13 protein-coding genes are annotated in these 11,992 nt (G+C 72.1%); 9 read left to right on the top strand and 4 right to left on the bottom strand.

Features of this window, described 5'->3' with window-relative positions:
• The first annotated feature begins 25 nt into the window (after window positions 1-25).
• The 5 genes from AS594_RS31995 (at window position 26) to AS594_RS31975 (ending at window position 4,683) form a co-directional block, all read left to right on the top strand.
• Window positions 26-478: a YbhB/YbcL family Raf kinase inhibitor-like protein gene (locus tag AS594_RS31995; RefSeq protein WP_069775224.1), complete on the top strand. Its 453-nt coding sequence runs from the start codon at window positions 26-28 to the stop codon at window positions 476-478.
• A gap of 193 nt (window positions 479-671) precedes the next feature.
• Entirely contained in the window at window positions 672-929 is a 258-nt protein-coding gene (locus tag AS594_RS31990) for a hypothetical protein (protein WP_069930105.1), read from the top strand.
• A 5-nt stretch (window positions 930-934) separates the two neighbouring features.
• Complete coding sequence (locus AS594_RS31985; RefSeq protein WP_069775225.1) at window positions 935-1,273, top strand: cupin domain-containing protein; 339 nt, start codon at window positions 935-937, stop codon at window positions 1,271-1,273.
• Window positions 1,274-1,325: 52 nt separating this feature from the next.
• A complete protein-coding gene (locus tag AS594_RS31980; RefSeq protein WP_069775226.1) occupies window positions 1,326-2,447 on the top strand; it encodes a CapA family protein in 1,122 nt (373 codons plus the stop codon).
• A 151-nt stretch (window positions 2,448-2,598) separates the two neighbouring features.
• Window positions 2,599-4,683, top strand: a complete 2,085-nt coding sequence (locus tag AS594_RS31975) for a transglycosylase domain-containing protein (protein WP_069775228.1) — start codon at window positions 2,599-2,601, stop codon at window positions 4,681-4,683.
• 89 nt (window positions 4,684-4,772) lie between these two features.
• Here the strand turns inward: AS594_RS31975 and AS594_RS31970 are convergent, their stop codons facing one another.
• The 4 genes from AS594_RS31970 to AS594_RS31955 form a co-directional block, all read right to left on the bottom strand.
• Window positions 4,773-5,162, bottom strand: coding sequence for a hypothetical protein (locus AS594_RS31970; protein WP_069775230.1), 390 nt, complete (start codon window positions 5,160-5,162; stop codon window positions 4,773-4,775).
• A 335-nt stretch (window positions 5,163-5,497) separates the two neighbouring features.
• A complete protein-coding gene (locus tag AS594_RS31965) occupies window positions 5,498-6,112 on the bottom strand; it encodes a hypothetical protein (RefSeq protein ID WP_069935648.1) in 615 nt (204 codons plus the stop codon).
• Between the two features lie 180 nt (window positions 6,113-6,292).
• Entirely contained in the window at window positions 6,293-6,775 is a 483-nt protein-coding gene (locus AS594_RS31960) for a DUF5709 domain-containing protein (protein WP_069775233.1), read from the bottom strand.
• A gap of 132 nt (window positions 6,776-6,907) precedes the next feature.
• Window positions 6,908-9,388 (bottom strand): ATP-binding SpoIIE family protein phosphatase, encoded by a 2,481-nt coding sequence (locus AS594_RS31955; RefSeq protein ID WP_079148785.1) that lies wholly within the window; start codon window positions 9,386-9,388, stop codon window positions 6,908-6,910.
• Between the two features lie 180 nt (window positions 9,389-9,568).
• Between AS594_RS31955 and AS594_RS44825 the strand changes: the two genes are divergently transcribed.
• From AS594_RS44825 to AS594_RS31935, 4 genes are all read left to right on the top strand, one after another.
• Window positions 9,569-9,754: a hypothetical protein gene (locus tag AS594_RS44825; protein WP_069935647.1), complete on the top strand. Its 186-nt coding sequence runs from the start codon at window positions 9,569-9,571 to the stop codon at window positions 9,752-9,754.
• A 97-nt stretch (window positions 9,755-9,851) separates the two neighbouring features.
• Window positions 9,852-10,151 (top strand): hypothetical protein, encoded by a 300-nt coding sequence (locus tag AS594_RS31945; RefSeq protein WP_069775236.1) that lies wholly within the window; start codon window positions 9,852-9,854, stop codon window positions 10,149-10,151.
• A gap of 102 nt (window positions 10,152-10,253) precedes the next feature.
• Window positions 10,254-10,712 carry a CBS domain-containing protein gene (locus AS594_RS31940; RefSeq protein ID WP_069935646.1) on the top strand — a complete coding sequence of 153 codons (459 nt, stop codon included), beginning with the start codon at window positions 10,254-10,256 and terminating at the stop codon, window positions 10,710-10,712.
• A 261-nt stretch (window positions 10,713-10,973) separates the two neighbouring features.
• A complete protein-coding gene (locus AS594_RS31935; protein WP_069935645.1) occupies window positions 10,974-11,963 on the top strand; it encodes a Gfo/Idh/MocA family protein in 990 nt (329 codons plus the stop codon).
• Window positions 11,964-11,992: the final 29 nt, after the last annotated feature.

The following is an 11,992-nucleotide window of genomic DNA, read 5'->3' as shown; positions in this document are numbered from 1 at the left end:
ACCTCGGCGGGGTAGCCCTTGCTCCATGGCTGGTATCGAACTCAAGAGTTCCGCATTCGACGACGGCGCGTTCGTCCCGCGCCGCTACGCCAAGGACGGCGACGACGTCTCCCCCGGTCTTTCGTGGTCCGGTGTGCCGGAGGGCGCTTCCGAGCTGCTGTTGCTGTGCGAGGACCCCGACGCCCCCTCGGGGACCTTTGTGCACTGGCTCGTGACGGGCATCGACCCCGCGAGCCGTGGAGTGGAGCCGGGACAGAGCCCCGAAGGCGGACAGGCCCGGCAGAACGGCTTCGGCGAGTCCGGCTGGGGCGGCCCGCTGCCTCCCCCCGGCGACAAGGCACACCGCTACTTCTTCCGCCTGTACGCGCTGTCCGGACCGGTCGACCTGGCCGACGACGCGAGCGCCGAGGACGTGCACGCGGCGGTCGACGAGCGGCAACTGGCCACCGGCACACTGGTCGGCCTCTACCAGCGCTGAGGGACCGTACGTCAGGCCCGGCGGGACGGCGGGTGGCGTGCCGACCGGCGCACGTCGGTCGCCGCCGGCGGCGCCGCGGAGCCGCCCACCGCCTCCGCGCTGATCACGTAGTCTGGCCCGGGCAGCCGGCCGGACCGGTCAGCCATCCCCGGCCGCCCTCTCCCACCAGCGACTTCAGGATGGAAACAGCCCCATGGGAATGCTGATCGCCATCGGTGCGGGCATCGCGTGCGTAGTAGTGCTCGGTATCGTCATCGCAGTGATCGCGCGCGGACGCGGCCGCGGGAACGGCGGCGCGGGACCGGTTCACGGACCTGTGCAAGGAGGCTACCCGCAGCAGCCCGCGCCCTACGCGGTGCCGCCGGGCCCTCCGTCTCCCCCGGCTCCGCAGCACCAGCCCCCGTACTCCCCCAACCCGTACACGCAGCAGCCGCCCTACCCGGGGCAGTGAGCGCGATGGCGACGACGGCTCGCGCGAGCGTGCAGCACGAGGACGAGCAGGTGCGCGTCACGCGCTGGGACTTCGAGCCCGGAGCGCGCACGGGCCGCCATGCGCACGAATACGCCTACGTGGTCGTCCCGGTGGTGGACGGCCGGATCAGCGCGATCGCGCCCGACGGGTCGGTGACCGAGTCGCACCTGCGAGCGGGCGAGTCGTACGCCCGCCCGGCGGGGGCCGAACACGACGTCGTCAACGGGGGAAGCTCCTGGCTGGCCTTCGTCGAGATCGAACTCAAGGGGGCCCCGGCGACGGCAACCACCCCCACTCCCGCCCCGGTGCCACCGGGGCCGTGATCCGGCTGCCACCGGAGTGAGGGACGGACCCTCCGGTGGGAAAATCGGATGTATGAGCGGTGCTCTCGTGACGCTTCTGCTGACCGGGGACGTGATGCCGGGCCGGGGTGTCGACCAGATCCTTCCGCATCCCGGCGACCCGGCACTGCGCGAGGGCTACATCCGCGACGCCCGCGACTACGTCGCGCTGGCCGAGGCCGTCAACGGCCCGGTCCCCGACCCGGTGGACTATGCCTGGCCCTGGGGTGCGGCGCTCGGTGTGATGGACGCCGTGGCGCCCGACGCCCGGATCATCAACCTGGAAACGAGCGTCACGACGAGCGACGACTTCGCCCCCGGCAAGGCCGTGAACTACCGGATGCACCCGGACAACGTCCCCTGCCTGACGGCGGCGCGGCCCGATGTCTGCGTACTGGCGAACAACCACGTACTGGACTTCGGGCAGCGCGGCCTGGAAGAGACGCTGGACGTCCTGCACGCCGCAGAGCTCCGGCCGGCCGGTGCGGGACGGGACACGGCCGAGGCGCGGCGCCCGGTGGCGACCGCCACGAAGGGCGGCGGGCGGGTGCTCGTGCTGTCGTGCGGGACGGCTTCCAGCGGGATCCCGTCGTACTGGGCGGCGACGGACGACCGGCCGGGCGTCGATTTCGTACCCGATCTGTCGGACCGCAGCGCGGACGCCCTCGTACGAAGGCTGCGGGCGGTGCGGCGGGAGGGCGACCTGACGGTCGTCTCGATCCACTGGGGGTCGAACTGGGGATACGGGGTGCCTCCGGCCCAGACCGCCTTCGCACGGCGGCTGGTGGACGGTGGTGTGGACGTCGTGCACGGCCACTCGTCGCACCACCCGCGCCCGATCGAGGTCTACCGGGGCAGACTCGTCCTGTACGGCTGCGGAGACCTTGTCGACGACTACGAGGGCATCTCGGGCCACGAGCGGTACCGGGACGACCTGCGGCTGCTGTACTTCCCGTCGCTGGACGCGCGTACGGGCGAACTGGCCGGTCTGCGCATGGCCCCCCTGCGGGCCCGGCGGATGACACTGCACCAGGCGTCCGCGGCGGACTCCGCCTGGCTGTGCGAGACCCTGACCAGGGCAGGACGCACGTTCGGCACCTCGGTGGAGCCCGACCCCACCGCCGACGGGCTTCTCCGGCTCGGCCGGGCGGGCTGAACCCCCCGCACTCCGCCGCACGAACACTGCCACCCCACCCCCTCCTGAACGGGCGGCCGTCGCGCCGCGTAGTAGGGAACGACGGGGTGACCGTGATCGTGCGGAAAAGAGGCGAACACCTGTGATGCGTCGAAAAGGACCGGAAGCGTGGGTGCCGCCACGCCGGTCCTCCGGCCACGGCAACAACACCGGCCACGGCAATACCAACAACAGCAGCAACAGTCGGCGGCTGCGCGTCGATTATCCGCGCCGGGGCCGACGCGGGCTGTTACGGCTGGTCCCGTCGTGGCGCCAGCTGCTCGCGCTCTCGCTGCTCTGCTGCGGCGCGGTCGCCGCACTGGTCGGCTACGTCTACTCCACCGTGCACATCGCGGACGTGAACGCCGCCGCGCGGGCCGAGGCCAATGTCTATTACTGGGCCGACGGCACGCACATGGTCACGGTCGGCGCGGTCAACCGGCAGAACATCCCCCTGTCCGACATCCCGCCCTCCCTCCAGAACGCCGTGATCGCGGCGGAGAACGCCGATTTCTACAGCGACCCGGGCTTCTCCGTCGGCGGCGTGGGCCGGGCCGTGGTGAACATGGCACGCGGAGGGCAGGTCCAGGGCGGCTCCACCATCACCCAGCAGTACGTGAAGAACACCTACCTGACCCCGGAACAGACCGTGGACCGAAAGCTGCGCGAGCTGTGTCTGGCGGTCAAGCTGTCCAGGTCACTGTCCAAGCAGGAGATCCTCCAGGGCTACCTCAACACCAGTTGGTTCGGCCGCAACGCCTACGGGGTGCAGGCCGCCGCGGTGGCCTACTACGGCATGGACGCGAAGGACCTCGATCCCGGCCGCAGCGCGCTGCTGGCCGCGCTGCTCAAGGGAGCGGAGCAGTACGACCCTTCGCTGAGCGAGGCGAACCACCGCCGGGCCGAGGCACGGTGGCGGTACGTCCTGGACCGGCAGGTGGAACTCGGCCACATGACGCGGGAGGAGCGGGCCAGGTACACCGTCTTCCCCGAGCCGCGCCCGCAGTCGGTGTCCCCCGGCCTGTCGGGACAGACGGGCTACCTGGTGGACGTGGCGAACAAGTACATCCAGAAACGTACCGGGCTGACCGCCGAGGAACTGGGTCGCGGCGGATACCGGATCCGCACCACCTTCGACAAAACCGGTGTGGAGCGGCTGCGGCGGAGCGTGGAGCAGGTCACCGCGCGGGCTCTCGACCCCGGGAACCGGGCCGCCGACCGTGACGTCCAGGTCGGCGCCGCCTCGGTCCGGCCGAGTGACGGTGCGGTGCTGGCGCTGTACGGCGGTCCCGACGCGACCGAGCACTTCACCAACAACGCCGATACGGCCGGTGTGCCGGTGGGTTCGGCCTTCAAACCGTTCGTGCTGGCGGCAGCCCTTCAGCACGGCGTGCGTTCGGCCGGCGCCGCCCCGCCCCGGCTGCCCGTGACGTCCGACAGCTTCTACGACCCAACCGGCGCCCTGACAGCCGCGACGCCTTTGCTGGCGCGTGGCGGAGAGAGCCGGTTCGGGGACGGTGTGCTGCCCTTCGCCACCGGGCTCCCTACCCTGCGCGAGGCGCTGGTGCGGGGTGGCGACAGTGTCTACAGCCGCCTCGGCGAAGACGTCGGTCTGGCGAAGGTACGTGATCTCGCGGTCAGTACGGGCCTGTTGCCGCAGAGCATGGCTCCCCTGGAGCGGCGCTTCTCCGTCGGCACCTCCACACCGAGCGCCATCAGGATGGCCGACGCGTACGCCACCTTCGCCGAGGAGGGCCGGCGTACGGACCCGTACTCCGTCACCGCGGTCACCTACCGGGGGGCGCGGCTGGAGGGGCTGGAGCCGCCGCCCGGCAGGCAGGTACTGGACACGGCCGTGGCACGTGAGGTCTCGCGCGCGATGCGGGACGTGGCCGTGGACGCCCTGGCACCGGACACCCTGCGCGCGCTGGGCCCGGTCGCCGCGGGCCGGACCGGGGACGACGACCGGCTGCCCGCTGCCTGGTTCGTCGGCTACACCGAGGAACTCTCGACCGCTGTGACCGTCTTCCGCGACAAACCAGGCAGGGGCGGGCTGCTCCCGCTGACCGGGCTGGGCGGAGCGGCCGGGCCGGGCGCATCCGCGGAGACGCGTGACTTCCTGCCGCTGCGGGTGTGGTCCTCGTACATGACCGCCGCCTCGGAGGCACCGGCACCGGCACAAGAAACGGACTTCAGGGCGTCCGCCGACTCCCCGTAGGGGCCTCCCCCGCCTTGCCGCGAACGGCGAAGGGGCCGGCGTCCGGAATGGACGCCGGCCCCTCGTACGTACGGCTCGCGCGGTGGCCCCTACCGGCTGCCGGCCGCCCCCACCGGGGTCTGTGCGGGCTGGGCAGCATGCTGTGGGATGGACGCGACCGGTGCGGTCTCGCTCAGATGACCCACATGCGGGCGGGGCCGTTCCACGGCGGGAGTGCCCGTTATGGCGGCGGTCGCCGGGTGGCCGGACGGGGGCGCCGCACTCTTGCGCTCGTCGGGTGCGTTCGCCACCGAGGACCACGTCCGGAGCCGGTGGCTGGCGGCCTCGTCGAGCGTCACCGGAGCCCCGCGCTGCGCGGCCAGCCGGCTCGCCTCCCGGCCGAGCGCCGCCACATCGTCCCAACGCAGGGTCAGCACCACGGAAAGCTCGGCACCACCGTCCGGGAGTCCTTGCATCATGGATTCGACGCGCTCGTTCATGTCCGCTCCTGTCGTTGCCACAGAGACGTAACACCGCGCCTGGCTCGGGCGCGGACAGCCCGTAGTACGCAACGTGTGGGCGGTGTGTTCAGCGAGCGGCCGGATCTCCCCGGACACACACACCGGGCACGCGGACATCCGGCGGTCCCGGCCCGGCCGGGGCCGCGCCGCCGAGCGGGGACACGTCCATCGGTGGCGCGGGCCGTGCCGGGCCCCTGTCGCCGCCACGCGCGGGTCGCGCAACCCGCGCGCGGGCGGCCGGTATGCGCGTCACCGCACACCAACAACCCGGCACCACTCGGAAGGAGCCGCCACGCGCGACGGCCGCGACGGCGTTACACGCCCGCTGTGGCGGCCGGCGTCGCGGCCGACGGCTCCTGCATCGCTTCCGCGTCCTTGACGACCCGGTAGTAAACGGACTTCTGCTGCTTGGTCCGCTCGCTCTGGTTCTTGGCGACCGACGCCTCGAGGGCGTTGCGCACCACGGTGACACTCAACGTGCGTCCGGGATGTGCCTGCGCCAGCTCCTGCGTCACTTCGGCCGCCGACCGCGGTTCGTCGTGCTTCGCGAGGACACCGACGACGAGTTCCCGCAGCGGGGGTGTGGTCTTGTTCGCCTTCTGCGGGGCGTCCGGCTCTGCCGTCTTCCTGGTGCGCCTGGCCGCCGCGGGAGCCGCCTTGGCCGCGCGGCGGGCGCGGGGAACCGTTGCCGTGGCGGCCGCCTTGGCGGTCTTCGGTGCCTTGGCCGCCTTGGCCTTCTTCGCCGGCGGGGTACCCAGGGCCGCCCGCATGCTCACCAGCAGTTCGTGGTCCTTCTCCAGTGCCTCGAGCCGGCTCTGAAGGGCGGCCACCTCGGACCTGACGCGCTCCTGTTCCTGTGTGTTGCGCTCCAGATCCGCGTCGACCTGCTCGGCGTACTGGGACTTCAGTGTGGCGTTGCCTTCTGCCATGACAGCTCACTTTCGTTGCACGACTGTTGGAGGCGGATGCTACTCACATGTGTCGTACCCGCAGAACCACACGGGTGCGGCAATTCGACATCACCGCTCAACTCGCTGTCGAGCAAGGCGCCCAGTTTCACTCGGCGTAGCGCTGTTCGGTTACCCCGGCGCCACCCCGGCGAACCCGTACTACCGCGCGCCGCCGGCCTCTTCCCCGTCCGCCGGTTCGACGTGCATGGCGGCCTCTTCGGCCGATGCCGCACCACCGTCGATCCCCACATCTCGCCCCAGCACACCGATGTTCCGCCGCGGCGCCTCCTCCGCCACCGGGGCGATGCGGCCCGCACGGGTGTCGGCGGCGCTCTCGTCCAGGGGTTCCCCCTCGCCCCCGGGCAGGTCACCGACGTCGTCACCCTCCGGCGGGCGCACGTCGGGGGTTTCCTGTGCCAGGCGCTGGTCGAGGGACTCCCCCTCGCGCTGCTCCTCGCCGGTGGTGCCGTACTTCGTCACGCCCAGGGCCCGCTCCGGCGGGGAGTACCCCTCGTCCAGCGTCTCGTCCAGGTCGCGCTCCCCGACCGCGTTCTCCAGGTCGAGGTCGTCGGTCGGCCTGTTGTCCACGTCGGAGTGTCCGGGCTGGTAGACGTCGTCGCCCCGTGCCTCGTCGTCAGACATGCGCTGGTTCCTTTCCCGTACGGCGGTCCTGCTCCCTGCAGGCGCATGTGGGTACCCGGCCGGCCACACACCACACCGCATGCGTCACATTCGTCACACGGTTCACCCGCTCGGCCCTGTGGTGTCGCCCCTTCACGGGGAGCCCGGCAGCGTCTGTTCCGTCCAGATCGTCTTCCCGTGCCGTGTGTAGCGGCTGCCCCACCGTTCGGTGAGCTGTGCGATCAGGAAGAGACCGCGCCCGCCTTCCTCGGTGGCCCGTGCGCGTCGCATCCTGGGCTGCGTACTGCTGGGGTCGGACACCTCGCAGATGAGTGCCGACGTACGGATGAGCTTGAGTTCGACGGGGCCGCCGCCCGCGTAGCGGATGGCGTTGGTGACCAGTTCGCTCGCCACCAGTTCGGTGGTGAAGGCCAGTTCGTCCAGGCCCCAGCGGGACAGCTGCTCGACCACCAGCGCACGGGCGTCCGCCACCACCGCGGGATCGGGCTCCAGCACCCACACCACGCTCGCTTCCGGAGGCACCGCGCGGGTACGGGCGAGCAGCAGCGTCACGTCGTCCGACAAGGGGCTCGGCGCCAGATCGGCCACCATCTCCCGGCCGACGTCGCGCAGCGGACGGTCGAGGGCGTCCGCCGTCATCAGCCGGTCCCGGAGCGCCGCCATGCCTTCGTCGAGGTCGGCCAGGGGCCTCTCGACCAGGCCGTCGGTATAGAGCGCCAGTACGCTGCCCGGTTCGATCTCCATCTCCACGGGTTCGAAGGGCAGTCCGCCGACCCCGAGCGGCGGTCCGGGGCTCACGTCGGCGTAGGTGACGGTCCCGTCGGGCGCCAGCAGGGCGGGCGGGGGGTGCCCGGCGCTGGCCATGACGCACTGGCGCGCCACCGGGTCGTACGTCACGTACAGACACGTGGCACCGAACGAGTCGTACGCGCTCGGCGGTGCGGCGCTCGCGGTGGCACCGTTCTCGTAACTGCTGTTCTCCACCGTGAGTTGGGAGACGAGGTCGTCGAGGTGGGTGAGCAGCTCGTCGGGTTCCAGGTCCAGATCGGCGAGCGTGCGCACGGCGGTGCGCAGCCGTCCCATCATCGCCGTTGCCTGGAGGCCGTGACCGACGACGTCCCCGACCACCAGGGCGACCCGCGCGGACGAGAGCGGGATGACGTCGAACCAGTCCCCGCTCACTCCGCCGGCCGTGTCCGTGGGGTAGTAGACACTGGCGCTCTGGACGGCGGTCGTCTCGGTCGTCGTCGGCGGCAGCAGGCTGCGCTGCAAGCTCACGGAGGCGTGGCGCTCGCGGGCGTACCGGCGCGCGTTGTCGACGACGAGAGCGGCCCGGGAGGCGATCTCCTCCAGCACGGCCAGGTCGTCGGCGTCGAAGGGCGGCCGGGTGCCCGTGCGCCACACCGTGACCCGTCCCAGGAGTCTGCCCCTGGCACGCAGCAGCGCGCTCATGGCGCAGCGGGCACCGGAACCGGGCGCGGGGGCCGGCACGTCGTCGGCGTCCGGCCCGTGCCCGGTGAGCCGTGGCCACATACGGCCGCGCGGCGCGTCGTCGCCGATGTCCACCCGCAGGGAGCCGCCGACCGGAAGCTCCCCGGTGCCGTCACCGCCCGCCACGGCCGCCCGCCGCAGGACGTGCTCCCGCTGATGGCCGGGGCCGGGCTCCTCGTGGGCGAAGACGGCCTCGGCGATGTCTACGGCGGCCAGGTCGGCCAGCACCGGAACGAGCACGTCGGCCAGGTCCTGGGTGGTCTCGGCGACCGACAGCGAGTTGCCCAGTACGGCGGTGGCGCGGTGCAGCAGATCGAGGCGCCGGCGAGCCCCGCGCTCCCTGGTCACGTCGGTGAAGAGGGCGGTGACGCCCATGACCCGGCCGTCGGGCTCCTGGAGGCGGAACGCGGACAGCGCCATGATCCGCCCCGTCCCCGGGTCGATCCGGGTGCGTACGAGGGCGTCCATCGCCACCAGGGGCGTACCGGTCGTGAGCACCTTCCGCAGCTCTTCCTCGATCACCCGCGCGTCCTCGGCCCACAGGAACTCGCCCAGCCGCAGGCCGCCGAGGTCGGCGGGCAGGCCGGTGTACGGAAGCACCAGGGTGTTCGTCCGCACCAGGCGCAGGTCGCGGTCGAACATCGCGAACCCGACCCGTTTCTGGAGGAACATCTCCTGCATGAACGCGTGGTCCTGGCGCCACCGCAGCATCAGGGCGGCGGGCGCCCCCACGAGGAAGAAGCGCGCCGAGCGCCGGTCCGGCTCTCCGCGGTCCAGCGGAAGGACGCGGAAGATGATGTCCTCCTCCCCGCCCCCGGCCGCGCTCACCACGGCCCGGCCCTCCCAGACGGGACCGTCCTGCTGCGCCATGACCTCGGGCCAGCGGGCGGGGTCTGCCAGCAGGTCCTTGAGCCGCCGGCCGCAGAGCTGGGCGGCCCGCCGGTTCAGGAGAACCTCGGCCGCCGGTGTGCAGCCGAGGATCGTCCCGGCGGCGTCCACCAGCAGCCCGGCGGCGTTGCCCGCGTCGAGGGGATCGTCGTTGCTGCGAGCAATGCGCACACGCACCCCCGAGATCGGGTTCTCACCGGTCTGATCCGGGCCGGGCGGCCGGACGGTCGGCACCTTTGATCCGTCGGTGTCCTGGTTCTCTTGATCAGGCTATCCATCACCCCGGCGGTCCGCCCGCCCGGAGGGCGGAAGACCGGCCAATGGCCGATCGCCCGCGCGGCGCCGGGATGCGGCCGTGGGGGTGCTGTGTGACCCTGACCGCGAGACCAGGCGGTGCCGACGCGAGGAACAGCGATGAGTCAGCTCGGAGAGAAGCCGGAAGAGGTCCGCAAGCAGCTGGAGGAGGAGAAGCGGAAGGCGCGGGAGCAAGAGGAGAAGTCCGCCGGCCGGGCCTCACGGGCCGGGGACCGGGCCGTGGAACCGGACGACGGCGCGTACCTGGACGACCCCGCATACCCCGACGAGCGGGACCAGGGCTGACCGCTCCAGCCCCGCCCGACCGCCCCCTGCCCCACGCCCATCTGCCCCCTGCCTTACGCCGGTAGCGGATGTGGCCACCAATGCGAGACTTGGAAACATGGACTGGGCTTCATGGACGACGCTCGGGGTACTGACCGGCCGCGGCGGGGTGCTCACCGAGGAAGCGGGCATCCTGACCGGGGACCTCACGGTGCACACCACGTGGGCCGGCGGTGAGGCGCGGATCGCGGTGCAGTACAGCGGCGCGTCCGACTGGTTCACCATGGCGGGCAGTCCCGTGCCGTCCCCCTCGGAGGCCGACAGCCGGAACCTGCACGACGCGGTGGTCGCAGCGGTACGTGCCGGTGGCGCCGCCACCGTTCCCGCTCCGCCGCACAGCGGCTCCTCGGCACAGTGACGCCGACGCCCCACCGGTGCGCCGGCCGTAGGGTTCGCGCTCCTTGCACGACATGCTGATCAAGCTCACCGCGGACGGCCCACCACAGCAAGGAGAACGGCCATGCTCGCGCGTGATCTCGCGGAAACCTACCCCCACGTGTCGGTCGACGCCGACGCGGTGGACGCGGCCAGGCTGCTGGCCGGGAACAAGCTGCCCGCGCTCCTCGTGGTCGACGCCGACCAGCGGCCGTACGCCATCGTCCCGGGCTCCCAGCTCATCAAGCAGCTCGTGCCCGACTACCTGCTGGCCGAGCCGCTGCTCGTCTCCGTGGTCGACGACCGGCACCTCGGCGAGGTCACGGAGAAGATCGACGGCCTGACGGTCGCCGAGTGGCTGCCCTCGCGCACCTACGCACCGCCGGTGGTCGGGCCCGACGCGGGTCTGCTGCAAGTGGCGGCGCTCATGGCCCGTACGCACAGCCCTCTCGTCGCCGTCATCGAGCGCGAGGGCGACGAAGTCCGCCTGCTGGGGGCCATCACCGCCGCCTGCCTGATGACCCATCTTCTCGCCGGGCCGTGAGCGGCCGGCGGAGCCGGGCGGCGCCGGCCGTCCTCCGCCGCACACCCGTTGAACGAGCACTGCTGGGTGCGGTGAGCCCACCGGACCCCACCGCACACCCGGACGGCCCGTAGCGAGCCGCGGCGCGCCAGCGCTCCTCCGACGCGCGGGACCGAGCACGGCTTCCGTACACCTTGACAGCGGGCGACCCCGTGCGTGAGTCTGCGAGCGCACGGTGGGAACGTTCCCACCCGTCCGCTGCCACGCCTCAGGAGACAGCACATGCCCGAACGTCCGGTCCGTTGGGGCATCCTCGCCACCGGCCCCATGGCCGCCGCCTTCACCCAGGACCTGGCCCTGATCCCGGACGCGGACGTGGTCGCCGTGAGTTCGCGCTCCGAGGAGTCCGCCCGGCTCTTCGCCGACCGGTTCGGCGTCCCCCGCGCCTACCGCGGGTGGCAGGGCATGGCGGCGGACCCGGACGTCGACGTCGTGTACGTCGCCACTCCGCACTCCCAGCACGTCGCGGCCACCACGGCCTGCCTCGACGGCGGGAAGGCGGTCCTGTGCGAGAAGCCGTTCGCCCTCAACCGCGCGCAGGCCGCGTCGATGACGGAGCTCGCGGAGCGCAAGTCCCTCTTCCTCATGGAAGCCATGTGGACCTGCCTGAACCCCCTGGTCCGGCGCGTCCGCGCCCTGCTCGACGAGGGTGTCATCGGGGAAGTACGTTCCGTGCACGCGGACTTCGGGGTGCGGGCTCCGGCGATACCCGGGCACAGACTGCGCGATCCCGCCGCCGGCGGCGGCGCCCTCCTCGACCTCGGTACGTACCCCGTGTCGTTCGCCCACCTGCTGCTGGGCCCTCCCGACCATGTGGCGGCCTGGGCGCATCTGGGCGGCACCGGGGTGGACGAGAGTACGTCGGCCGTCCTCGGCTACGAGCGGGGAGCCATGGCCGTCCTGACGTGTTCGCTCGCGTCCGACAGCGCGCGCGGCGCGGTCGTCCACGGCACCCGGGGGCGGATCGAGTTCCCCGCCGACTTCTACAACCCGCGCACCGCGGTGGTGCGCCGCGACGGACACGCGCCGCGGACCCTCGTCGCGGACCCGCAGACCGGTCACGGTTACGGGCATCAGGCGCGGGAAGTGATGCGCTGTCTGCGGGAGAAGCGCACCGAGTCGCCCCTGGTGCCGCTGCACGGCAGCCTCGACGTCATGGGCACGCTGGACCGGATCCGGGAACTCGTCGGTCTGCGCTACCCGGGCGAGTGAGCGACGGACACACGGCACGACACCTGCCC

Origin of the sequence: Streptomyces agglomeratus (assembly GCF_001746415.1) — a bacterium.
In the GTDB taxonomy this organism is placed as follows: domain Bacteria; phylum Actinomycetota; class Actinomycetes; order Streptomycetales; family Streptomycetaceae; genus Streptomyces; species Streptomyces agglomeratus.
The sequence above is the reverse complement of the archived record's forward strand: the minus strand, read 5'-3'. Positions and strand labels throughout refer to the sequence as shown.